Source organism: Streptomyces sp. NPDC088794, assembly GCF_044750545.1.
Lineage (GTDB): Bacteria > Actinomycetota > Actinomycetes > Streptomycetales > Streptomycetaceae > Streptomyces.
In genome coordinates, this window is the sequence record NZ_JBIVKB010000005.1 from 306,776 (window position 1) to 328,768 (window position 21,993).

Here is a 21,993-nt window from a genome sequence, read left to right on the forward strand (position 1 = left end):
CCGCCGTGTCGACAGACCTCGTTACGCCGATCCCCTGATCACCAGTTCCGTCGGCAGGATCAGGGGCGTCGGCTCCTCGCCGTCCAGCACACGCACCAGCATGCGGGTCATCTCGCGGCCGAGGGCGACGATGGGCTGGTGGACCGTCGTCAGGGCCGGCTGGGTGTGCCGCGCGGTGAGGACGTCGTTGAACCCGACGACCGCGATGTCCTCGGGGACGGCCCGGCCGCGCTCGCGCAGCACCTGCAGAGCACCCGCCGCCATGGCGTCCGAGGCGACGAACACCGCGTCCAGATCGGGGTGTTCGTCGAGGAGCCGGGCGGTCGCGGTGGCGCCGCCCACCTCGCTGAAGTCGGCGTGGACCACGCGATGGTCCGACAGACCGGCCAGCGCGACCGCCTCGCGGAAGCCCAGATAGCGGGAGACACCCGCGTGCAGGTCCTGCGGACCGGTGACGGTCCCGATGGCACGGCGGCCCGTCGAGATCAGATGCTCGACGGCCTGGCGGGCACCGCCCCGGTTGTCGGCGTCCACGTACCAGCGCGGGGTCCGGTCCAGGGAGCGGCCGCCGTGCACGACGGGCACGCCCCCCGCCTCGGCCACCTTCGCCAGCGGATCGTTCTCGCGCAGGGCCAGCAGCATGACGCCGTCCGCGCCCCGGGACCGGAGAATGCGGGACAGCCGGGTCCGGCCACGCTCGGAGGCGGCCAGGACCAGCAGCAGTTCGAGGTCCGTCTCCTCGATGACCGCGTTGACGCCGGTGATCACCTCCGCGAAGAAGAGGTTGGCGAAGAGCGCGGGGTCGTCGCTGGAGATCGCCAGCACCACCGCGCCGCGACGCTGCGAGGCGAGCGAACGCGCCGCCATGTTGGGCACGTAGCCCAGCTCCGCCACGGCACTCTCCACCGCCCGGCGCGCCTTCGTGCTCACGTGCTGCCGGTTGTTGATCACCCGCGAGACCGTCCCGATCGACACCCCGGCGCGCAGCGCCACCTCGTCGAGCGTCGGCGGCCGTCTGGTCATGTGGGGCGGCTCCTGTTCCTGCGGACGGGACGGGCGGTAGCAGCACTGTAAGCGCGAACGGAGTCCGCGGTGTCACAGGCCGCCGCGCCGGATGACCTCCGCGTACCAGCGCGCGCTGTCCTTGGGTGTGCGGCGCTGGGTCGGGTAGTCGACGTGCACGATGCCGAAGCGGGGCGCGTAGCCGAAGGACCACTCGAAGTTGTCGAGGAGCGACCAGACGAAGTAGCCCTTGAGCGGCACACCGAGGTCGATCGCCGCCGCGCAGGAGCGGATGTGGCCGTCCAGATAGGCCACGCGGTCCGCGTCGTGCACCCCGTCGTGCGCCACCACGTCCTCGAAGGCGGCCCCGTTCTCCGTGATGTACAGCGGCAGGGCCGGATAGTCGTCCTTGATCCGCAGGAGCAGGCGCAGCAGTCCCCCCTCGTCTATCTCCCAGCCCATCGCGGTCCTGGGTCTGCCTCCGTCGGCGACGCGGACCAACGGCGAGCCCACATACGCGGTTTGGGTCGGCGTCGCACTGCCGGCGACCAGCATCGGCGCGTAGTAGTTGATGCCGAGGTGGTCCGGCGGGGCCCCGATCCGCTTCAGGTCGCCGTCGTGGATGTGGCCGGCGTCGGTGACCTCGCGGAGGTCGTCGAGTACGTCGGCGGGGTAGGCGCCGCGCAGCAGCGGATCGAGGAAGAGCCGGTTCTGCATGCCGTCGATGCGGCGGGCCGCGTCCAGGTCGGCGGGTTCGGTGGAGAGCGGGGTGACGTGCGTGAGGTTGAGGGTGATGCCGGCGCGCGTGCCGGCGCCCCGGATCGCCTCGGCGGCCAGGCCGTGGCCGAGCAGCAGGTGGTGGGCGGCGCGTACGGCGGCGGCGGGTTCGCGGCGGCCCGGGGCGTGCCGGCCGGTGGCGTAGCCGAGGAACGCCGAGCACCAGGGCTCGTTGAGGGTGGTCCAGTGGGTGATGCGGTCGCCCAACGCGCCGTGCGCGAGAGCGGCGTACTCGGCGAACCGCTCGGCGGTGTCCCGGACCGGCCAGCCGCCGGAGTCCTCCAGCGGCTGGGGCAGGTCCCAGTGGTAGAGGGTGGGCCAGGGCTGGATGCCGTGGTCGAGGAGGGTGTCGGTGAGGCGGCGGTAGAAGTCGAGGCCGCGCCGGTCGGCCGGACCGGAGCCGGAGGGCTGGATCCGGGGCCAGGCGAGGGAGAACCGGTAGGCGCGCAGGCCGAGTTCGGCCATCAGCGCGATGTCCTCGGGGAAGCGGTGGTAGTGGTCGGCCGCGACGGCTCCGGTGTCACCGTCCCGGACGGCGCCCGGGGTGGCCGCGAAGGTGTCCCAGATGGAGGGACCCCGGCCGTCCTCTGCGACCGCGCCCTCGATCTGGTAACTCGATGTGGCGGCACCCCACAGGAAGCCGGGATCGAACGTGCTCACTGCGGTGGACCTCCGTCTGCCGAAATCCGAGAGCGATAACAGTCGGAGTCCCATCGACCCGGACGTGACTTTCGCTTCTGAACAGGGGTGAAGCTGGGTTGACGCCACAGCTCGGCCGGTACCTGCGTGATGCTTCCCGTCAGAATTGGAAGCGCTTACAGTCGCAGAGTAGGAGCGGTGGGTTCAGTCTGTGAAGGGTCCGGACGCGGAAAAGGCTCCTGTGTGTGAAGTCTTGACAGCCTCGTCGCCCCCACCCACCATCTGGCACTGACGCCGCACCGAGCCGGGAACCCTGTCACCGAGAAGGGCCCGGTATGTACCGCAGGACCAGACTCCGCAAGCACAGATGGGGCGCGGTGTTCCTCGCGCCCGCCCTGACCGCCGCCACCCTGGCCGCGACCGCCACAACGCCCGCGCACGCCGCGGAGGCACCCTACGAACGCGTGCTCAACGGCACGTTCGACAGCGTGAAGACCCCGTGGTGGAGCAGTGGCAACACACCGTCCACCGTCGACCTGGGCCGCCTGTGCGCGAACGTCCCCGCGGGGACCGTCAACGTATGGGACTCCATGATCGGCCAGAACGACATCCCCCTGGAGGCCGGACAGCCCTACACGCTCCGCTTCACCGCGTCCGCCACCCGGGACGTGTCGATCCACGCCGTACTGCAGGTGCCCACCGCTCCGGTCACGACCACCCTGAACAAGACGGCCGCCGTCACCACCACACCCAAGACCTTCCAGTTCACCGGCACCTCCACGCGCGCCGACCTGCACGCCCAGCTCTCCTTCCAACAGGGCGGCGCCACCCAGCCGTTCACCCTCTGCCTCGACGACGTCTCCCTCACCGGCGGCGCGACACCCCCGGGCGGCGGACGCGACTTCGGCTCCCCGGTGCGGACGAACCAGTACGGCTACGCGGTCCACGGCCCCAAGAGGGCGTCCATCGTCAACTCCTCGGCGAAGCCGGTCCGTTGGCGCCTGCTCGACGCCTCCGCCGATGTCGTCAGGACCGGACGCACCCACGTCCAGGGCACGGACACCGCCTCCGGCGACCACGTGCACATCGCCGACTTCAGCTCGGTGCGCAAGGCCGGTACGGGATACACGCTCGCGGTCGGCGACGCGACCAGCTACCCGTTCGCCATCGCGGACAACCCCTACACCTCCCTGCGCAAGGACGCGTTGGGGTATTTCTACGATGTCCGCAGCGGCACCCCCATCGAGGCCCAGTACGCGGGCGACGCCTACGCCCGGCCCGCCGGTCACGTCGGCGTGGCCCCGAACAAGGGCGACACCGACGTGCCTTGTCCGCCCGGCACGTGCGACTATTCCCTGGACGTCCGGGGTGGTTGGTACGACGCCGGCGACCAGGGCAAGTACGTCGTCAACGGGGCCCTCGCGGCATGGCAGTTGATGGACTCCTACGAACGCTCCCGCGCCCAGGGCGATTCCGCAGGTCTGCGCGACGGACTGCTGAGCATCCCCGAGCACCACAACGGCGTCCCGGACGTGCTCGACGAGTCCCGCTGGGAGACGGAGTTCCTGTTGAGCATGCAGGTGCCCGCGGGCGAGCCGCTGGCCGGCATGGCCCACCACAAGATCCACGACCTGGCCTGGAGTGCTCTCCCCACTCGGCCCGACCAGGACTCCCAACCCCGTTACCTGCACGCGCCGTCCACGGCCGCCACCCTCAACCTGGCCGCCGCGGGCGCCCAGTGCGCCCGGGTCTGGGCCCGCTACGACGCGGCCTTCGCCCGCACCTGCCTGACCGCCGCCGAGACCGCCTGGAAGGCCGCGCTCGCCCACCCCGACGTGTACGCCCCGAGCAGCGACAGCGTCGGCGGGGGAGCGTACGCCGACACGGACGTGACCGACGAATTCTCCTGGGCTGCAACGGAGTTGTACGCCACCACGCACGACCGTGCCTATCTGTCCCGGATCGACACGAGGATGACCTCGGCTGGGTTCTCGTGGCGGGACACCGGCGCGCTCGCCGATCTCACCGTCGTCCGGCTGCCGAACCGCTTCCCCGAGCGCATGGTCGCCGCCGCCCGCAAGCGGGTCCTCGCCGTCGCGGACGGGTTCGTCCGGGACGAGCGGTCGCAGGGCTACCCGAACCCCAGCCTGCCCGCCGACGGCGCCTACGCCTGGGGCTCCAACAGCGTCACCGCGAACAACGCCATGGTCATCGCGACCGCGTACGACCTCACCCACCGGGACGTCTACCGCGGCGCCGTCCTGGAGTCGCTGGACTACCTGCTCGGCCGCAACGCCCTGAACCAGTCCTTCGTCACCGGCTACGGCACCCGGTTCAGCCACAACCAGCACAACCGCATCTGGGCCCACCAGATCGACCCCGAGTTGCCGAGCCCGCCGCCCGGTTCACTGGCCGGCGGCCCCGACTCGGCCCTCCAGGACCCGGTCGCGCAGCAGAACCTGGTCGGCTGCGCCCCCGCCACCTGCTACATCGACGACATCTACTCGTACTCGACCAACGAGATCGCCATCAACTGGAACTCCGCGCTCGCCTGGGTGGCGACCTTCGCCGCGGACTCGGCCCGCTGAGAGGAAGGGATTCCCCATGCGCTGGAAAGCCCTGCTCAAAACCCGCTCGCTCAAGACCGCCTCACCTAAAACCGTCGCGCTCCGAACCGCCCTGATCTGTCTGCTCGTTGCGCCGCTGCCGCTCCTGTCAGCCGGTTCGGCGGCCGCCGCCAGTCCGATCTCCCTGACCAGCGGCTTCTACTCCAACCCCGACTCGGGCCCGGCCGTCTGGGTCCGGAACAACCCCTCCGACACCCGAGCCGCACGCATCCAGTCGGCCATCGCCTCGCAGCCGATCGCCCGCTGGTTCGCCGCCGAGAGCGGGGGCATCGGGCCCGCCGTCTCCAGTTACGTCGGCGCGGCCGACAGCCACGACAGACTGCCGGTCCTCGTCGCGTACAACATCCCGCTCCGGGACGCCTGCGGCGGTCACTCCTCCGGCGGCGCGGGCAGCGTGGCCGAGTACCGCACCTGGATCTCCACCTTCGCGGCGGCGGTGGGCGACCGCCCCGCCGTGGTCGTCATCGAGCCGGACGCCCTGTCGGACTTCAGCTGCCTGACGACCGCGCAGATCGGCGACCGCCTCGCGATGCTCGCCTACGCCGCCCAGATGTTCCAGCAGAAGGCACCCAACACCTGGGCCTATCTGGACGCCGGGCACACCAACTGGGTCGCCCCCGCGACCATGGCGAGCCGGCTGAGGTCCGCGGGCGTCGCCACCGTCCGCGGCTTCGCCGTGAACGTCTCGAACTTCTACACCACCTCGTCCTCGGAGACCTACGGCACCTCGATCAACTCGGCGCTCGGCGGCGGCTCCCACTTCGTCGTCGACACCAGCCGCAACGGCAACGGCTCCAACGGCGAGTGGTGCAACCCGGCCGGGCGCAGACTCGGCGTCACCGCGCGCGTGGGCGGCGCCGAGGACCTGCTGCTGTGGGTGAAGACACCGGGCAACTCCGACGGGCAGTGCGGCATCGCCCCGACGGTCCCCGCCGGCCAGTTCAGCCCAGCGATCGCGGTCCGGCTCATCGACGGCACATGATCGAGACGTACGGCGCCTGATCCCGGCGCACGGGTCAACTCGGCGGCTCCAGCCGGACGTTGTCCTCGGTGCCGTCGGGCCAGCTGACGGAGGCGAGCGCGGTGCCGTCACCGTCGTACGCGACCTCCAGACGTACCGCTTCGGCGGCACCCGGGCCTTCGACCACTCCGGAGAGACAGACCAACGCGGCGTACACCGCGCCCGGTTCGACCTCCTCGGTCGTGGCGAGCCAGGGTGTCGCCGAGTACGGGCCGAAGGCGTTGGCGTCACGCGCCGTGGTGATGCCTGCTCGGTCGAAGCCGCGCAGACCGACCACCGTGCTGCACAGGCCGGTCGAGCGGCTCACCCACGCGGCAGGCCCGGTCTCCTCGTGCGCGAGCGGCGGCTCGTCGGCGGCCAGACAGTAGCCGCCGAGCCGCAGCCGGAGCGGTTCCTGGAACGGGCCGTCGACGCGTGCGAGCCGCACCTCCAGCGGGCCGTTCAGCACGGATGCCGTCGTGAGCCATGGACCCGTGCGGAAGGCGGGCGCGGGGTCGTGGGCGTACGGGGCGGGTACCGGGCCGAGCGGCCAGTGGGCGCGGTGGCGGGAGACGGCGGTGCGCACACCGAGGTGCAGCCGGGTCAACGGGCGGCGGTGGGAAGGGCGTTCGTCGGCGTCGAGCAGCGCGAAGTGCGAGTCGAGCGGGTCGTTCAGGCTCGCCTCCGTGCTGTCGGGGGCCGCGTGGGTGGCGTAGGCGAGGCGGGTGTACGTCGGGTCGTCCGCCTCGACGTCGACGCCGTCACCGAAGGCGTGGTCGCTGCCGTGGTTGACGACGCGTACGACCCCGTCCGCGGCCGTGCCGGAGACGAGCCACCCCGGGGCGGTCACCGTCCGCCGCACGTCCCGGGTCTCGATCGCCAGGGCCTCCTCCTTCTCCGTCCACACCGGGTGTTCCGGCGGCAGCACCAGTCCGGCGAAGCCCTTGCTCGACCAGTACGGCGAGCCGGGCCCGGAGTAGGGCTGTCTGATGGCCGTGAACTCACCGTGCCAGCCCAGCGGTTGGAGCCCATGCTCGTCGAAGCAGCCGGCTTCGGTGAAGTGCCGCAGCACTCCGCTCGCCAGGCGGCGGGTGCGGCCCGCGGGCAGGGGAGTGGCGTCGAAGACGGCGCCCACCCACAGCGGGCAGAGCGTCGCGTAGCGGTAGGTGAGGGAGCGGCCCTGGTACAGCGGGGCGCCGTCGGCCGCCACGAGGTGCTGGACGTCGTCGAGGTAGCGGCGCAGCCGGGCCCGGTAGCGGGGGAGCAGGTCAGGGTGCGCGGCGGTGCCCGAGATGCGGCAGTACCAGAGCGGGTAGTACTGCATGGCCCAGCCCGAGTAGTGGTCGAAGTGCCGCGGCGTGCCGCCGGTGCCGCCGTCGGAGTACCAGCCCTCGCCCGCGTACCAGTCCTCCGTCCGCGCGATCGCGTGGTCGATGTCCGGCGCGCTCCACGGGGCGCCGACCGAACGCAGGAACGCCGACGTGATCGCCCTGAACCAGACCCAGTTGTTGTCCGGCACGTCACTGCCGAGCAGCTCCGTCATCCAGGCGACGATCCGTTGTCGTACGCCGTCGTCGAGGCGGTCCCAGATCCAGGGCCGGGTCTCGTGCAGCGCGATCGCCACCGACGCGCACTCGACCTTGGCCTGTCTGCACTCGCGCATGCTCGGCCAGTGGTCCGGGGAGCTCGGGTCGGTGCCGGCGGTCAGGCCCTCGGCGTACCAACTCGCGTGACCGCCCGGGTCGTTGTCGCCGGAGTGGGCCAGGCGGAACCCGGCGAGCAGGAAGGTGCGGGCGAAGCCTTCGAGGCCGTCACTGTGCCGGCCGGAGCGGCTGGCGGGGCCGGGCAGGTGGAGGAGGGCGTGGTGGTCGGTGGCGTACGGGCGGACGGCGGCCAGCTGGGCGTCGGCCAGCGCCTCCCAGTGCGTACGCGTCCAGCCGGTGTACGGCGAGAGGAGCCGGTCTTCGGATGTCAACTGTCCGCCTTTCCGACGGTGTTGAGGCGGGCCGGGGGTGCCACCGACCGGCGTACGACGACGTGCGAGCCGAGCACCACACGGCGACTGGGCGGATCCGTGGGGCGGCGGTGCAGGGCCAGACGGGCGGCGGAGCGGCCGAGTTCCTGCTGGGGGACGTGCACGGTGGTCAGGCGCGGGTAGAGGTCCTCGGCGAGCGGGATGTCGTCGAAGCCGACCACGGAGAGCTCGTCGGGGACCGAGCGGCCCAGGTCGCGGGCGGCGGCGATGGCGCCCGCCGCGCTCATGTCGCTGGCGCAGAAGATCGCGGTGGCATCGGTGTCGGTGAGGAGGCGGGCGGCCGCCTCGTAGCCGGACTCGCGTGTCATGTCGGTCTCGGCGACGAGTGCCGGGTCGGGCTTGATGCCGTGTGCGCGCAGCGCCCGTTCGTATCCTTCGAGGCGCTGGCCGGCCACGCTGAACTCGTGCGGGCCCGCCAGGTGGGCCACCCGGGTGTGGCCGGCGGAGAGCAGATGACTGGTGGCGGCGAAGGCGCCGGCCTCCATGTCGCACTCCACCACGTCCACCGGCGCCTTGGTGCCCTTCCACGGCCGGGCGCAGAGCACCAGGCGGGCGCCGGCCCGGTCCATCCCCTCGGCGGCGGCGGCGAGTTGGGTGAGATGCTCCTCGGTCTCGGCCATGCCGCCGACCAGGATGATCGCCTCCGCGCCGCGCTGGCGCATCAGGTTGATCACCGACAGCTCACGCTCCGGGACCCCCTGGGTGGAACAGACCAGGCAGACCCGGCCGTCGGCGACGGCCTGCTCCTCCACCCCGGAGGCGACGTTCATGAAGAACGGCGAGGTGATGTCGTTGACCACCATCGCCACCAGCCCCGAAGTCGTGCTGAGGGTGCGGGCGTTGGTGTTGACCACGTAGTCGAGGTCGCGCACGGCCTGCATGACCCGCTCGTGCGTGGCCGGAGGCGCCGTGTACGCCTCGCTGAGGATCCGCGACACGGTGGCGACGGACACGCCCGCGCGCGACGCCACGTCACGGATCGTCGCCCGACCTGCGGAACCCCGACCTTGAGTCATGCGCTGCTTCTCCTTGCCCCGGTGAACGGCCGATGTAAGTAACACCGATGAAAAAGTTACACAACCGGCGCGGGAATCTCTACGCCCAGGTGCGGGTGCCTGTCCGGAGTTTCCCCAGCATTGCCGAACCTCTTGACGGCTGTGGAGCGCCCCCTTAACGTCCCCGTTACTGTAAACGGTTCAGTGAACGTTACATGCCGGAGGAACACCAGATGACTTCGTCGAACGTCTCCAGACGCGCCCTCCTGCGCACCGCCGCACTCGGCGCCGGCACCCTCGCGGTGGGCGGCGGCCTGAGCGCCTGCGGCTCCGGCTCGTCCTCCTCGTCGGCGGACGCGCTCACCTACTGGGACTGGTACGTCACCCAGGCCCCCTGGGTCGACAAGGAGATCGACCTCTTCGAGAAGGGGCACAGCGGGGTCGGCGTCAAGAAGACGACCCAACAGAACGCCAAGTACGCCGACTTGGTCGCGCTCGCCAACCGCAGCGGCAACCCGCCGGACGTCTTCATGATCCCGCAGGTGCCCAGCATCGCCGAGCAGGTCGCCAAGGGCTGGCTGCACCCGCTCGACGAGTGGGCGACCCCGAAGTGGCAGGCGCGCTTCCCCGAGGGCACCTTCCTGGAAGGCGCCAACGTCTTCGACGGCAAGGTCTATTCGGCCCCGCTGAAGGGCTCGGGCCCGCAGTACCAGCTCTACGTCCACAACGGTGTTTTCAAGTCCGCCGGCCTGACGAACCCGGACGGGAGCGTGAAGGTGCCCAGGACCTGGGACGAGGTGACCAGCGCCGCCCAGACGATCACCAAGAAGAGCGGCGGCAAGTCGTACGGCCTCGGATTCGGCAACGCCGACGGCATCGGCGTACTCGCCTGGTGGCTGGACCTGTTCGTCCGCGGCGCGGGCGCACCGGGCGGCGCCCCCACCCTCCCCGGCGCGGGCCTCGACCACCGCGTCGGGAAGTGGACCTTCGCCACCGACCGGGCGTACGCCGACTTCCTGGAGCTGTTCGTCGAATGGAAGAAGCGCGGCTTCTTCCACCCCAACTCCGTCAGCCTCTCCGACGAAGCGGCCCGCGCGTTCTTCGAGCGCGGCAAGTTCGGCATGACCGTCGGCGGCGTGTGGAACCAACCCGAGTGGACCCAGCACAAGTTCACCGACTACAGCCTGGTCACCCTGCCCTCGCCCACCACGACGCCGAAGGGCTACTACTACGCCGACCCGGTCGGCAACGGCTCCTTCGCCGCGGTCTCCGCCAAGACCAAGAAGGCGCACGAGGCCTTCCAGTGGCTGGACGCGCTGACGTCCCCCGCCGCCGGGCGCCGCTGGGTCGAGGACCTCAACGGCGTCTCCGCGCACCCCGCGAACAACAACCCGGACGGCATCGACTCCAAGCCCTTCGCCGCCTTCGTCGGCATGACCGAGCAGGTACTGAGCGGCCCGGTGCCCCTCGTGCGCAACCCGGCACTGGCCGCCGTCGCGCCCAGCGTCCCCAAGCCGGACATCAGCGACGTGGTGACCGGCGTCTACACCGGCCAGATCAAGGACGTACAAGGTGAGTTGAGCAGCCTGGCCGACAAGAAGTTCCAGCTCCTGTCCGACGCGGTCGCCGCCGTGGCCGAGCAGGGCAAGAAGGTCAGCACGTCCGACTACGTCTTCGCGGACTGGGACCCCACAAAGCCGTACACCACGAAGAAGGCCTGAGCCGCCGCCATGTCACTCCTCGCCACCCGCCGGCGCGAACTGTCGCCCCGCACCGCACCACCGGTCGCCCCCCGGCCCGGCCTCGGCCGCCGCATCCGCGCCGCCACGTGGTCGTACGTCTATCTCGCCCCCATGGCCGTGCTGTTGCTGGCCTTCGTGATCTACCCGATCATCGCCTCCTTCGGCTACACCTTCTACCGCTGGAACGGCATCGGTGAACCCGGCGACTACGTGGGCCTCGCCAACTTCCGGCAGATCCTGCACGACCGCATCTTCTGGGGCGCCGTCGAGCACACCTTCGTCTACGCGTTCGTGCTCGTCCCGGTGCAGCTCCTGCTGGCGTTGGCGCTCGCCCTCGTACTGAACAACCCGAAGCTGAAGTTCGCGCTGTTCTTCCGGACCGTCTACTTCATCCCCGTCGTCACCTCGGCGGCGGTCGTCGGCGTCGTCATCCAGCTCATGCTCGCCAACTTCGGTGACTCGGCGGGCAGTCTGCTGGCCAAGACCGGGGTGACCGACGGGCGGATCGACTGGCTCGGCGACCCGCACACCGCCCTGGCCGTGATCATCGCGATCGGCATCTGGCACACCCTCGGCTACAACCTCGTCTACTTCCTCGCCGGACTCCAGACCATCCCCGCCGAGCTGTACGAGGCGGCGAAGCTCGACGGCTGCGGGCCGGTGCAGTCCTTCTTCCGCATCACCATCCCGATGCTGCGCCAAGTCGGCGTCGTCATCGTGGTGTTGGCGTTCATCGGCAGCTTCCAGGTCTTCGACCTGGTGCAGGTGCTCACCGGCGGCGGCCCGTACTTCGCCACCGAGGTCGTCAACACCTACATCTACCACCTGGCGTTCGGCGGCTCGGCCGGTGCCGCTGCGCAGCCGGACGTCGGCCTGGCCTCCGCGGCCTCGTTCCTCTACGGACTGCTCCTCATCGTCTTCTCCGCGCTACAGGTCCTCGCCCTGCGCCGGCTCACCCGTCGGCGCACGGCCGCCAACCAGTAAAGGGTCACGTCGATGTCCACACTGTCCCAACGTCCCCGCCTCCGAACGCGGTTGAGCCTGCGCCGAGGCCGACGCGGCCTGCTCTATCTCGCACTGCTCGGCGGCGGCCTCGTCTGGCTCTATCCGTTCCTGTGGGCGCTGGGCAGTTCACTCAAGAGCACCGACGGCTTCTTCTCCGGCGGACTGAACCCGATCCCGGACGAGTTCCACTGGTCCAACTACAGCGAGGCCTGGACACAGGCCGACTTCAGCCGGTTCTTCGTCAACACGGTCCTGTTCGCCATGGGGACGGTCGTCGTCACGCTGCTGGCCACCTCGATGGCGGGCTATGTCCTGGCCCGCACCGACTTCCCCGGCAAGAAGATCTGGCTGGGCCTGGTCGGGGTGACGCTCTTCCTGCCGCACGGCTACACGATCATCCCGGTCTTCGACCTGATCCAACGCCTCCATCTCCTCAACACCCTCTGGTCGGTGGTCATCGTCCAGTCGGCGGGCGGGATGGTCTTCGGCACCTTCCTCTTCATGGGCTACTTCACGACGATCGACCGGGGCCTCGAGGACGCGGCCCGCGTGGACGGGGCGAACTTCCACCAGATCTTCTGGCGGATCATGCTGCCGCTGTCCGGGCCGATGCTGGCGACCGTCGGCCTGTTCGCCTGCATCACCGCCTGGAACAGCTTCTTCATCCCGCTGGTCTTCACCCTCTCCCGCCCCGAACTGCACACGCTGTCGGTGGGCATGTTCAACTTCATCGGCCAGAACTCCACCGCCTGGACCCTGGTGTGCGCGGGGTCGGTCATCACCCTGCTGCCCATCGTCGCGATCTTCATCGTGTTGCAGCGGTTCTTCATCAACGGACTGGCCGGCGCGGTCAAGCAGTAGCGGGGTGAAGTGGCGGGCCGCGATCAGGACGAGCATCGCCAGGGCGGCCGGTGCCGCGTAGGCCAGGCGGAACTCGCCGGTGGAGCCGAGGAGTCCGCTCACGGCGCCGCCGGTGACGACACCGGCGTAGTTGAAGAGGTTCAGGCGCGCCAGGACGGCCTCCGCGGCGCCGGGCCGCAACCGGGCCGCGGTGGCCAGACACAGCGGGGCCAGCACGGACGCCCCGAGCCCCACCGCCCCGGCCGCGAGCACGGCGAACGGCCAGGTCGGCGCGGCGGCCATGCCCGCCAGCGCACCCGCGACCAGCACGGCGGCGGTGCGTACGACGGCCACCGCCCCGAACCTCCGCACGAGACGGTCGGTGGCGGCACGGCCGGCGACCGTGCCGGCCTGGTAGGCCGCGTACGCCATCGGCGCCACGGCGAGGGACGCGGCGAGGTCCCGGCGCAGATAGACCGCGGACCAGGCGGAGACCGTCGAGTCCACGACGTAGACGACGAGGAGGACCAGGCCGAAGGGGAGGAGCCGGAGCCAGAGGCGGCGGCCCAGGGGCGGCTGCGCCGACGGGGACGACGATTCCGCGGCGGCGGGCAGGGTGTGCGTGCGCAGGCAGCAGGCGACGACCAGGAGGATGCCCGCCTGCACGGACAGACCGCCGGACACGGGCCGGCCCAGCCGGGCCGCCCCGGCGGTGAGCAGGGCCGAGACGACCCCGCCCACGCTCCACGCCGCGTAGAAGGAGCCGAAGACGCTGCGGCCGTAGGCGCGTTCGATCGCGGCGGCCCGGGTGTTGATCCCGACGTCGAGGGCACCGATCGCGATGCCGAAGACGACGTACGCGCAGACCGCGGTCGTCCGGCCGGGGGCCACTCCGATCAGCGTCAGCGCGGCGGCGGCCGTCACCAGGGCCCCGCGGATCGTCGGGACGGGACCGGCGACGCGGACCGCGGCCAGGCCGAGGAAGCTGCCGGCGCCCGCCGTCAGAGCCACCGCGACCAGCGTGACGGTCGTCAGGAGCGGCGGCAGCCGCAGGTGTTCGGTGACCGCCGGAACGGTCGTGTACACGGCGGCGACGGACACACCCTGCGCGGCGAACGCGAGGGTCGCCGACCTGCTGGCACCGGCCTTCGCGGCGGGTCGCCCGGCCTGGACCCGACCTGGAGCGCTGAGGGACATGCACGGACCGTAGTCAGCCGTGGCGGGGCGGACGCAGGACGTCGGGGGCCGTTGAGGGGACCTGGGCGGCCAGGGCCGGCGTCCCCCGGCGCCCGGGTGCTTACGGTGGGCGCACACGAGAAGGTGAGTGCGATGCTCCCTGCCCCCACCCCGCCGGACCCGTCGGGGACCAACCGCAGCACGTCGGCGACGATCCAGCCGAACATCCTGCGCTACCTCGTCATGGTCGCCGACGAACGCGGCATCGACCTGCGGCCCCTGCTCGGCCGGGTCGGCCTGGACGAGACGCTCATGCGCTCCGCCGCGCTGCGGGTGTCGTACCGGCAGGGCAGCGCGGTGATCAAGCGCGCGCTGGAACTCACCGGGGACGAGCGGCTGGGCCTCAAGGTCGGCGCGACCCAGCACCTGACCGCGTGGGGGCTGCTCGGTTTCGCGCTGCTGGCCGCCGACACGCTGCGGCACGCCATCGAGACCGGGGTGAGGTACCAGAACATCTCCGGCGCGATGACCGTGTGGTCGACCGGCGTGCACGAGGACGGCGCCTTCGTCCTGCGCGCCGACCTGCCCGACCCCGCCATCGACCCGAGCGTGGCGTCCTTCCTGATCGAGGAGGGGTTCGCCTCCGTGGTCACCCTGTCCCGACTGGCCGTCGGCCCGGACTTCGTCCCGCGCGTGGTGGAGTTCTCCGCGCCGCCGCCCCGGCAACGCGAGCTGTACGGCGCCCTGTTCGGCTGTCCGGTCCGCTTCCGCGCCCCGGCCGACCGCATCGTCGTCGACCCCGCCTGGGCCGGCGCCCGGATGCCCGGCCGCGACCCGGTGACGTACGCCGCCACCCTGGAGACGCTCGACGCCCAACTGGCCGCCCGCACCGACCAGCAGGACCTCCTGGAGGTGCTGGAGATCTCCGTCGCGCAGAGCCTCCCGGTGATCCCGTCCTTCGGCGAACAGGCACGACGGCACGCGACGAGCGAGCGGACCCTGCGCCGCAGGCTCGCCGACTGCGGCACCACCTACGAGGCACTCGCCGAGGGAGTACGCCGGGAGCGCGTCGAACAGCTGCTGCTGCGCCCGGAGTTGACGCTGCGTGACATCGCCCACCGGGCGGGCTTCTCCGACGAGCGGGCCCTGCGCCGCGCGGTGCGCCGCTGGCACGGCACCTCCCCGGTCCGACTGCGGGAGGAACTGCTCCGGGCGGCGGCGCACCGCGAGTGACGGACGTGAACGGGGTCGACGAGCGGTGACGGGATCAACGGGTGCGGATCCAGACCGTCTTCTCCCGGGTCCACTGGTCGAAGGCGTTCGTGGACTTCTCCGCGCCACCGAATCCGGACTGCTTCCAGCCGCCGAAGGGGGTGGTGATGTCGCCCTCGCTGTAGGCGTTGACGGAGACCACGCCCGCCTCGATGCCACGGGCCAGCCGCAGCGCGGTGTCGAGGTCGCGGGTCCAGACGGAGGCGGCGAGCCCGTACTCCGTGGCGTTCGCCATCCGTACCGCCTCGTCCTCCGATTCGAAGGTCTCGACGGTGACCACGGGGCCGAACAACTCCCTTGTGAGGACGGCACTTTCGGCGGGGACGCGGGTGATCACGGTGGGCGGGTAGTAGGCGCCGCGCGGAGGCAGCCCGTGGGGGAGTCCCGCCGTGTGGATCTGGGCTCCGTCCGCCCTGGCGGCGTCCACGGCACCCGCGACCCGGTCGAAGGCGGCGCGGTCGATGAGCGGTCCCTGCTGGGTACGGGGGTCGGCCGGATCGCCGATGACGAGCTCCCGCGCCGCCGCGGTGAACCGTTCCACGACCTCCTCGGCGATGGCGCGGTGCACCAACACCCGTGAACCGGCGGTGCAGTTCTGGCCCATCGTCAGGAACGCGGCCTCGATCATGTCGGCGATGAGGTCGTCACCGTAGGAGAGCGCATCGGCCATCAGCACCTGCGGGCTCTTGCCGCCCATCTCCAGGGAGACGCGCTTGAAGTTGCTGTCGGCGGCGGCCTTGAGGATGCGGCGGCCGGTGGCGGTGGAGCCCGTGAAGGAGAGTGCCCGTACGAGGGGATCGCGGGCGAGGGCCGCTCCGGCCTCCTCGCCGTGGCCGGGCAGGACCGTGAGCACGCCGTCGGGCAGGCCGGCCTCGGCGGCGAGGACGGCCAGGTGCAGGGCCGAGCGCGGGGTCGCCTCCGCGGGCTTGACCAGCAGACAGTTGCCCGCGGCGAGGGCCGGGCCGATCTTCCAACTCGCCATCGCCAACGGGTAGTTCCACGGAAGGATCGCCGCGGCCACACCGACCGGCTCGCGGGTGACGAGACCCAGGCCGTCGGGTCCGCCCGGCGAGACCCGGCCGAAGACCTTGTCGGCGGCCTCGGCGAACCAGCGGATCGACTCGATGGCCCCCGGTACGTCGCCCGTACGGCACTCCGTGATCGGCTTGCCCGCGTCCTCGCTGTCGAGGCGTGCGAGGGTCTCGGCGTCGCGTTGCATCAAGTCGGCCAGGCGCAGCAGTACGGCGGCTCGCTCGCGGACCGGCAGCCGGGACCATTTCCCGGTGTCGTAGGTGAGTTGGGCCTGTTCGGCGGCCTTGGTGACGTCGGCGGCGCTCGCGGCGGGGAGGGTGGTGATCGGTTCGCCGGTGGCGGGGTTGACGATGTGCAGCGTCTCGTTCCTGGTCATGCCTCCTCCACCAACTCCCAGCGCCCGTCGGTCTGTCGGGCCAGTCCGCGGCGGCGGAGCTCCTCCAGATAGCGGGCCATGCCGCGGTCGCCGCGCCTGCGGAACAGGGGGAAGAGCCTGGGCAGCAGGTTCGGTACGAGCATCGCGAACCGCACGAGCCGGGACTCGCCGGCCCGCGGATAGGCCTCCAGGCGGGGCCTGTCCAGCAGGCTCACGACGGCCGCGACGACGTCGGCGGGCTGCTGCGGCGGTTCCTGGAATTGCATGGAGTTCCCGCCGTCCACCGCCTCCTGGCGCAGCATCCGGGTGTCGGTCGCCGACGGGAGCACCGACCCGGCCAGGATGCCCTTGCTCCGCAGATCGAGCCCGATGGCGAGCATCGCGCCGCGCAGCCCGAACTTGGACGCCGTGTAGATCGGGGTCTCGCCCAGCGGGAAGACCCCGCCGAGGGACACCGTGGTGACCACCCGGGCGTCCCGGGCCGCCTTGAGCAGGGGGAGCGCGATCCTGGTCGCGACCAGCGGGGAGATCAGGTTGAGGCTGATCTCCTGCTCGATGCTGTCGACGCTGCGGACGTCGAAACGCTCCGAGCTGGTCATGCCCACGTTGTTGACGAGCACGTCGAGGCGGCCGTAGCCGTCGGCGACCTGCCCGAACAGCCGCTCCAGCTGGGCGCGTTCCGACAGGTCGCAGCCGATGCCCGTGTGCCCGGCGCCCGGCAGCTCCGCGGCCACCTTCTCGGCCCGGACCCCGTCGATGTCGACGACGACACAGCGGGCGCCGCCGGCGGCGAAGCGGCGGCACAGCGCACTGCCGATACCGCCCGCGCCACCGGTGACCAGCACGACCTTGTCGGTGAAGTCGAACCGGCTCATGCCGTCGCCTCCACGCGCCGCGGGGAGCGCGCCCGCGGTGCCCGGCCCTCGGTGCGCCAGCCCATCTGCCGTGCCACCTTGCCGAGGTACTTCACGAACGCCCCGCTGTCGACGTAGCCCGTGTGCCGGGGCGAGGCGACGAACTTCAGCCCGCCGGACAGGTCCGGACGGTCGGCGCGGACCAGCTGCGCGAACCGCTCCGCGTTCGGCAGCCGGTGCCGCGCGTCGTGCAGATACCCGGCGATCAACTGGGCCTGCGCGTCGAAGAGTTGATAGGCGCCCGAGTTGGTCTCGATGAACCCGATGCCGAACAGGCCCTCGTGCTCGCGCGAGAACGACGACAGATACAGGTCGGGATGCTGCTCGTCGCCGAAGTACCGCTGCGCGACCGGCACTCTGTGGACGTAGCCCGTCGCCAGCAGGACGAGGTCGAAGTCGTCGCTCGTGCCGTCGGTGAAGTGCACGGTGCTGCCCTCGACGCGGGCGATCCCGGGCCTGGCGGTGATGTCGCCGTGCTGGAGGTGGTGGATCAGCAGGGAGTTGATGGCCGGGTGGGTCTCGAAGAGCCTGTGGTCCGGCTTCTGCAGCCCGAGGCGCGTCGGGTCGCCGTTGACGATCCGCAGCAGGCCGCCGAAGACGCGCTGCGCCAGCCACATCGGCAGCTGGGGACCGCTGTCGGCGATGGTGTCCACGGGCCGCCCGAACAGGTGCTTCGGAATGAACCAGTACCCGCGCCGCATGCTGATCACCGCGCGGTCGGCCGTGCGGGCCGCGTCGCACGCGATGTCGCAGCCGGAGTTCCCGGCCCCCACGACCAGGACCCGCCTGCCGCGCAGCTCCTCCGCACTGCGGTAGTCGACGGTGTGCCGGACCTCCCCGTCGAACTCCCCCGGCAGCTCAGGGATGTTGGGGTGCCACTGCGCACCCGTGCACACCACGACCTGCCCGTGCACGCTCGCCCGGCCGTCGGCCCGGGTGACGGTCCAGGTGCCGTCCGCGTTCTTCTCGACGTCCGTGACCTCCACGCCGTACTCGATCCGGTCGGTCAGCCCGTAGGCGTCGGCGAAGGACCGCAGGTACGACAGGATCTGCCGGTGCGGCGGGTAGTCCGCGAAGTGGTCGGGCATCGGGAAGCCGCCGAAACCGGACAGGGTCCTGCTGGAGATGAAGTGGGCCGACTCGTACATCGGACCGCCGGGATTGTCGATGTCCCAGATACCGCCGGGCCCGGTGTGCCGCTCCAGTTGCGTGTACGGCAGATTCCGCTCCGCCAGGGCCCTGGCGACCGCCAGCCCGGCAGGTCCGGCGCCGATCACACACGTATCGAGCTCACTGTCTTGACTCACGGGTCCGCCTCCTCGCTCGTCCCGCTGCACGGAGCGGGTGGTGGAGGAAACGTATGCAGCCGCCGTCCGGCGGGAACTGACCCGCGCGGCCAAGGACCGGACCCCGGCGGCCGCGGCGCGATCAGTGTGCTCGTCCTGGGCGTCCGGCCGGGGCGTTCGGCTGCGCGCGTACGACTTGATCGAATGACTTGTTCGTGGGACTGAGTCGCCCTGGCTATAGTCGGTGCCATGGCTCATGTCTCCGCGGCCGAGCGCCGTCCTCAGCTGATCAAAGCGGCCATCGACTTCATGACCCGGGAGGGGGTCGCGGCCGGCAGCACCCGGGCCATCGCCGCCGAGCTGGGAGTCGCCCAGGCCACCGTGCACTACACCTTCGGTACGAAGGAAGGGCTGTACCTCGCGGTCATGGAGCAGCTCACGCAGGATCTGGTGGCCCAGGTCGAGGGGGCCGCACCGGCCGACGGAGGGTTCGAGGAGACGGCGAGCGCGCTGGTGACCGCGCTGTGGCGGACGGTGCTCGAACAGCCCGAAAGTCATCAACTCCTCACGGAACTGACCATGTTCGCGCTCCGCTCGCCCGCTCTGAGCGAGGCCCTCGAAGCCCACTACCGGGGGGTGACCGAGGTGACCGCGCGACTGATCACCGAGGCGGCCGAACGGACCGGCCGACCCCTCGCCCAGCCCGTGGACGCGATCGCGCGGTTCTTCCTGGCCGGCTTCGACGGGCTCACGCTGCAACACCTCGCGCTCCCCGACGAGGAGGCCGAGCACACCTGCCTCCAGGCCTTCGTGTCGGCGGTGGTGGCGATGGCCGGCGGCCGGCTGGACCTGGTGGCCGTACCCAGGCCGTGCCCCTGAGTCGACGCGGTCAGTACAGGGCGCCCTCGTGTCTCACGAGGGCGCCCTGACCTGTTTGTGCGGTCCCTCGCACGCGTTACGGTCCATGGACTTGGTCGCTCGACTTGAGCAGGTGATAAAGTCGGGCTATCGACACCGTTCGAGGGAGTTCGTCATGGCCGTCCTGCTGCACCGGCTGGGCCACAGTGCCTACCGACACCGAAAGCTCGTCCTGGGCATATGGCTCTTCGTCCTGGCCGCGCTCATCACCTGCGTCAGCGTCTTCGGCGGGAAGCTCGACGACCGCTTCTCGGTGCCGGGCACCGAGTCGCAGCGGGCGTTGGACAGCCTGAGCAAGACCCTTCCGGAGGCGTCGGGCGCGAGCGCCCAGATCGTCTTCAGCGCACCCGAGGGGCGCCGGGTCACCGAGGCGCCCTACGCGAGGGTCATCGCCCGGGCCGTGGCCGAAGCCGAGAAGGCGCCACAGGTCGGCGAGGTCGTCGACCCGCAGTCCTCCGGCGCCGTCTCGGCCGACCGGACGACGGCGATCGTCCAGGTCCAGTACCCCGTGCAGACCGCGGAGGTCCGTACGTCGTCCGTGGACGCGCTCAAGGACGCGGCCCGCGCGGCGGAGAAGGACGGGCTGCGGACATCGGTGGGCGGATCCGTCTTCAACAGCAACGGAGTTCACGTCGGTCCGTCGGAGATCATCGGCGTGGCCGTGGCGCTGCTCGTCCTCGTCGTCACGTTCGGATCGCTGCTCGCCGCCGGTATGGCGCTGCTGCCCGCGCTGATCGGCGTGGCCACAGGACTGGCCGGGCTGCTCGCCCTCGCGCCCGCGGTCAGCATCTCCTCCACGGCCGTCACGCTCGCCCTGATGCTGGGCCTGGCCGTCGGCATCGACTACGTCCTGTTCATCCTCTCCCGCCACCGACAACAACTCGCCCGCGGCGCCGACCCCAGGGAGTCCGTCGCGCTGGCCGTCGGCACGGCCGGCAGTGCCGTCGTCTTCGCCGGCACCACCGTGATCATCGCGCTCGCCGCGCTGAGCGTCATCGGCATCCCGTTCCTGACCACGATGGGCCTCGGGGCCGCCGGCGCCGTCCTCATCGCCGTACTGGCCGCCATCACGCTCGTCCCCGCCATCGCGGGATTCGCCGGTACGCGGCTCGCTCCCGAGCTCGGCAGCCGCGCCGCCCGACGCGCGACCGACGCGGACGGCACCACCGGCCGCACCACCCTGGGTACCCGCTGGACGAAGTGGGTCATCGCCAAGCCGCTGCTGACCGTGCTCGCCGTCGCGGGCATCCTGATCACCCTCATGCTGCCCGCCGCCGACCTGCGCCTGGCCCTGCCCGACAACGGCTCCGCCCCGCACGCCTCCACCCAGCGCACGGCCTACGACACGATCGACGACAAGTTCGGCCCCGGCTTCAACGGCCCCCTGCTCATACTGGCCGAGACCAACGGCGGTACGGCGGCGGAGAGTTCACGAGCCGGTGCCCAAGTGGCCGCGAAACTGGGGACCTTGAAGGACGTCAAGGCCGTCCTGCCGGCCCAGCCCACCAGCGACCCGACGCAGAGCGTCATCACCGTCCTGCCCGCCTCCGGCCCCGACAGCGTCCGCACCGATCAACTGGTCCACGAGATCCGGGACATCGCGCCCGGACTCCGCGACACCACCGGCGCCTCGATCGCGGTCACCGGCACCACCGCCGTCAACATCGACGTCTCCAACCGGCTCAGCGACTCCCTGCTGCCCTTCGTCGCCATCGTCGTCGGCCTCAGCCTGCTCCTGCTGATGATCGTGTTCCGCTCCCTGGTCATCCCCGTCAAGGCGGCCGTCGGCTTCCTTCTCTCGGTGGGCGCCTCGCTGGGTCTGGTGGTCGCCGTCTTCCAGTGGGGCCGGCTGGCCGACGCCCTCGGTGTGCCGCACAGCGGTCCCGTCGTCAGCTTCCTGCCGATCATCCTGATCGGCGTGCTGTTCGGACTGGCCATGGACTACGAGGTGTTCCTCGTGTCCGGGATGCGCGAGGAGTGGGCCCGCACCGGCCGGGCCCGTCAGTCGGTCGTCGACGGCGCACGGCAGAGCGTGCGGGTCGTCACCGCCGCCGCCCTGATCATGTTCACCGTCTTCGCCGGGTTCTTCCCGCTGGACGACTCCCTCATCAAACCCATCGCGTTCGCCCTGGCCGTCGGCGTGGCCATCGACGCCTTCGCCGTCCGCATGACCCTCGTACCGGCGGTCCTCGCGCTCGCGGGCCGGGGCGCCTGGTGGCTGCCGGCCTGGCTGGACCGGATCCTGCCGGACCTCGACGTCGAAGGGAGCAGCCTTCAGAGCGCCGGCCTTGAGGAAGGCCTCCGCGATGGCGCGGCCGATACTGCAAGGGTCCGCTTGGCCGAATCAAGGAGTTGAA

Annotated in this window: 16 protein-coding genes and 1 pseudogene; 9 read left to right on the top strand and 8 right to left on the bottom strand. The window is 71.1% G+C overall.

Annotated elements, in window-relative coordinates:
• Nucleotides 1–21 precede the first annotated feature (21 nt).
• Both ACIP6U_RS16735 and ACIP6U_RS16740 read right to left on the bottom strand, forming a co-directional pair.
• On the bottom strand, nt 22–1,023 hold the full coding sequence (locus ACIP6U_RS16735) for a LacI family DNA-binding transcriptional regulator (protein ID WP_401717658.1): 1,002 nt from the start codon (nt 1,021–1,023) through the stop codon (nt 22–24).
• Between the two features lie 72 nt (nt 1,024–1,095).
• On the bottom strand, nt 1,096–2,493 hold the full coding sequence (locus ACIP6U_RS16740) for a GH1 family beta-glucosidase (RefSeq protein WP_401717661.1): 1,398 nt from the start codon (nt 2,491–2,493) through the stop codon (nt 1,096–1,098).
• A 260-nt stretch (nt 2,494–2,753) separates the two neighbouring features.
• Here ACIP6U_RS16740 and ACIP6U_RS16745 point away from each other — a divergent pair, with 260 nt between their 5' ends.
• Complete coding sequence (locus tag ACIP6U_RS16745) at nt 2,754–5,006, top strand: glycoside hydrolase family 9 protein (protein ID WP_401717664.1); 2,253 nt, start codon at nt 2,754–2,756, stop codon at nt 5,004–5,006.
• Nucleotides 5,007–5,022: 16 nt separating this feature from the next.
• Nucleotides 5,023–6,027 (top strand): glycoside hydrolase family 6 protein, encoded by a 1,005-nt coding sequence (locus tag ACIP6U_RS16750; protein WP_401717667.1) that lies wholly within the window; start codon nt 5,023–5,025, stop codon nt 6,025–6,027.
• Between the two features lie 34 nt (nt 6,028–6,061).
• Here ACIP6U_RS16750 and ACIP6U_RS16755 read toward each other — a convergent pair whose 3' ends face one another.
• On the bottom strand, nt 6,062–8,020 hold the full coding sequence (locus ACIP6U_RS16755; RefSeq protein ID WP_401717670.1) for a DUF2264 domain-containing protein: 1,959 nt from the start codon (nt 8,018–8,020) through the stop codon (nt 6,062–6,064).
• Complete coding sequence (locus tag ACIP6U_RS16760; RefSeq protein WP_401717673.1) at nt 8,017–9,051, bottom strand: LacI family DNA-binding transcriptional regulator; 1,035 nt, start codon at nt 9,049–9,051, stop codon at nt 8,017–8,019. Before ACIP6U_RS16760 ends, ACIP6U_RS16755 begins: the two co-directional genes overlap by 4 nt.
• 257 nt (nt 9,052–9,308) lie before the next feature.
• On the opposite strand from ACIP6U_RS16760, the gene ACIP6U_RS16765 reads away from it, so the two are divergent.
• Genes ACIP6U_RS16765 through ACIP6U_RS16775 form a run of 3 tightly spaced genes read left to right on the top strand, consistent with a single transcriptional unit; the run spans nt 9,309 to nt 12,683 of the window.
• Entirely contained in the window at nt 9,309–10,796 is a 1,488-nt protein-coding gene (locus ACIP6U_RS16765) for an ABC transporter substrate-binding protein (protein WP_401717676.1), read from the top strand.
• Between the two features lie 9 nt (nt 10,797–10,805).
• Nucleotides 10,806–11,801 (top strand): carbohydrate ABC transporter permease, encoded by a 996-nt coding sequence (locus ACIP6U_RS16770; protein ID WP_401717679.1) that lies wholly within the window; start codon nt 10,806–10,808, stop codon nt 11,799–11,801.
• 12 nt (nt 11,802–11,813) lie between these two features.
• The gene (locus ACIP6U_RS16775) at nt 11,814–12,683 is read left to right on the top strand and encodes a carbohydrate ABC transporter permease (protein ID WP_401717681.1); all 870 of its coding nucleotides are present in this window, start codon (nt 11,814–11,816) and stop codon (nt 12,681–12,683) included.
• A 60-nt stretch (nt 12,684–12,743) separates the two neighbouring features.
• Here the strand turns inward: ACIP6U_RS16775 and ACIP6U_RS16780 are convergent.
• Nucleotides 12,744–13,586, bottom strand: a pseudogene (locus ACIP6U_RS16780) (MFS transporter); the annotation flags it as partial.
• Between ACIP6U_RS16780 and ACIP6U_RS16785 the strand changes: the two are divergent.
• Nucleotides 13,504–13,872, top strand: coding sequence for a hypothetical protein (locus ACIP6U_RS16785; RefSeq protein ID WP_401717682.1), 369 nt, complete (start codon nt 13,504–13,506; stop codon nt 13,870–13,872). The pseudogene ACIP6U_RS16780 and the gene ACIP6U_RS16785 overlap by 83 nt on opposite strands.
• 119 nt (nt 13,873–13,991) lie before the next feature.
• The gene (locus tag ACIP6U_RS16790; protein ID WP_401717685.1) at nt 13,992–15,071 is read left to right on the top strand and encodes an AraC family transcriptional regulator; all 1,080 of its coding nucleotides are present in this window, start codon (nt 13,992–13,994) and stop codon (nt 15,069–15,071) included.
• Between the two features lie 34 nt (nt 15,072–15,105).
• Here the strand turns inward: ACIP6U_RS16790 and ACIP6U_RS16795 are convergent, their stop codons facing one another.
• From ACIP6U_RS16795 to ACIP6U_RS16805, 3 genes are read right to left on the bottom strand one after another with little or no spacing between them, the layout of a single operon-like run.
• Nucleotides 15,106–16,518, bottom strand: a complete 1,413-nt coding sequence (locus ACIP6U_RS16795; protein WP_401717688.1) for an aldehyde dehydrogenase family protein — start codon at nt 16,516–16,518, stop codon at nt 15,106–15,108.
• Nucleotides 16,515–17,393 carry an SDR family NAD(P)-dependent oxidoreductase gene (locus tag ACIP6U_RS16800; RefSeq protein ID WP_401717690.1) on the bottom strand — a complete coding sequence of 293 codons (879 nt, stop codon included), beginning with the start codon at nt 17,391–17,393 and terminating at the stop codon, nt 16,515–16,517. Before ACIP6U_RS16800 ends, ACIP6U_RS16795 begins: the two co-directional genes overlap by 4 nt.
• Nucleotides 17,390–18,709 carry a flavin-containing monooxygenase gene (locus ACIP6U_RS16805; protein ID WP_401718534.1) on the bottom strand — a complete coding sequence of 440 codons (1,320 nt, stop codon included), beginning with the start codon at nt 18,707–18,709 and terminating at the stop codon, nt 17,390–17,392. Before ACIP6U_RS16805 ends, ACIP6U_RS16800 begins: the two co-directional genes overlap by 4 nt.
• A 258-nt stretch (nt 18,710–18,967) precedes the next feature.
• Between ACIP6U_RS16805 and ACIP6U_RS16810 the strand changes: the two genes are divergently transcribed.
• Together ACIP6U_RS16810 and ACIP6U_RS16815 are read left to right on the top strand one after the other, a co-directional pair.
• Nucleotides 18,968–19,597: a TetR/AcrR family transcriptional regulator gene (locus ACIP6U_RS16810; RefSeq protein ID WP_401717692.1), complete on the top strand. Its 630-nt coding sequence runs from the start codon at nt 18,968–18,970 to the stop codon at nt 19,595–19,597.
• A gap of 154 nt (nt 19,598–19,751) precedes the next feature.
• The gene (locus ACIP6U_RS16815; protein WP_401717694.1) at nt 19,752–21,992 is read left to right on the top strand and encodes an MMPL family transporter; all 2,241 of its coding nucleotides are present in this window, start codon (nt 19,752–19,754) and stop codon (nt 21,990–21,992) included.
• Nucleotide 21,993: the final 1 nt, after the last annotated feature.

Coding starts and splice junctions, on each gene's coding strand:
- ACIP6U_RS16765 (WP_401717676.1), top strand. CDS start 9,309: ATGACTTCGTCGAACGTCTCCAGACGCGCCCTCCTGCGCACCGCCGCA.
- ACIP6U_RS16785 (WP_401717682.1), top strand. CDS start 13,504: ATGCCGAAGACGACGTACGCGCAGACCGCGGTCGTCCGGCCGGGGGCC.
- ACIP6U_RS16800 (WP_401717690.1), bottom strand. CDS start 17,393: ATGAGCCGGTTCGACTTCACCGACAAGGTCGTGCTGGTCACCGGTGGC.
- ACIP6U_RS16740 (WP_401717661.1), bottom strand. CDS start 2,493: ATGGGACTCCGACTGTTATCGCTCTCGGATTTCGGCAGACGGAGGTCC.
- ACIP6U_RS16810 (WP_401717692.1), top strand. CDS start 18,968: ATGGCTCATGTCTCCGCGGCCGAGCGCCGTCCTCAGCTGATCAAAGCG.
- ACIP6U_RS16815 (WP_401717694.1), top strand. CDS start 19,752: ATGGCCGTCCTGCTGCACCGGCTGGGCCACAGTGCCTACCGACACCGA.
- ACIP6U_RS16790 (WP_401717685.1), top strand. CDS start 13,992: ATGCTCCCTGCCCCCACCCCGCCGGACCCGTCGGGGACCAACCGCAGC.
- ACIP6U_RS16750 (WP_401717667.1), top strand. CDS start 5,023: ATGCGCTGGAAAGCCCTGCTCAAAACCCGCTCGCTCAAGACCGCCTCA.
- ACIP6U_RS16745 (WP_401717664.1), top strand. CDS start 2,754: ATGTACCGCAGGACCAGACTCCGCAAGCACAGATGGGGCGCGGTGTTC.
- ACIP6U_RS16770 (WP_401717679.1), top strand. CDS start 10,806: ATGTCACTCCTCGCCACCCGCCGGCGCGAACTGTCGCCCCGCACCGCA.
- ACIP6U_RS16735 (WP_401717658.1), bottom strand. CDS start 1,023: ATGACCAGACGGCCGCCGACGCTCGACGAGGTGGCGCTGCGCGCCGGG.
- ACIP6U_RS16795 (WP_401717688.1), bottom strand. CDS start 16,518: ATGACCAGGAACGAGACGCTGCACATCGTCAACCCCGCCACCGGCGAA.
- ACIP6U_RS16775 (WP_401717681.1), top strand. CDS start 11,814: ATGTCCACACTGTCCCAACGTCCCCGCCTCCGAACGCGGTTGAGCCTG.